The sequence below is a fragment of the Brevundimonas sp. genome, assembly GCF_046293315.1.
Lineage (GTDB): Bacteria > Pseudomonadota > Alphaproteobacteria > Caulobacterales > Caulobacteraceae > Brevundimonas.
In genome coordinates this window covers 1-537 of the sequence record NZ_JBKBPF010000114.1, presented here as the reverse complement: position 1 = coordinate 537, position 537 = coordinate 1, and the positions used below count along the sequence as shown (strand labels likewise).

The 537-nt window shown below is 63.9% G+C and carries 1 protein-coding gene; it reads left to right on the top strand.

Annotated elements, in window-relative coordinates; genetic code table 11:
* Positions 1-298 (top strand): hypothetical protein (locus ACK4SE_RS14315; RefSeq protein WP_409694068.1); only part of this gene is annotated, 298 nt, incomplete at its 5' end.
* Between the last annotated feature and the right edge of the window lie 239 nt (positions 299-537).

Genomic DNA, 537 nt, shown 5'->3' with positions numbered 1-537 from the left:
AACGCGGATGCACGGCGCCGCCGGGCCGTCACTGCCAGTGATCGACGTGTGGAAGGAGATGACGCAGGCAGGCGCCAGCCAGCGTGGTGTCCTACAACTTCAAGTTCATGGGGGGCGCGCCACGGACGCGCTGGACCTGTTGAAGGAGATGCTGGATGCCGGCACTGCACTAGCTCGCGTAGCCTACAGCCACATGATCGTGGCACAATTGCGGTGTGCGCGTCTCGGCCGCTACAGTGAAGTTGTACTTTGGTCTCCACGCCGCAGTCCGCAACGAGGCTTGACTCCTTGGGCTTGATCTTGAACGCTCGGGTCTGGCAGTATCGTGACGTTGCCTTGCAGCCAGGGCGGCCTTGCCGGTGCGCTCACGGCTTCGTGCGTGCAGTGGCATGGGCCGCCCGCCGTCTGCCTCTGCATACGCTGTCTTCATCGCTGCTTAACTCCACAAAGATGTCCGCATCCTCGTCTGCCGCGGCGGAGACCGCGACACGCCCATCCTCCCAGTCCGATCCGTTCCATCTGCCACTCCCTCCGCCG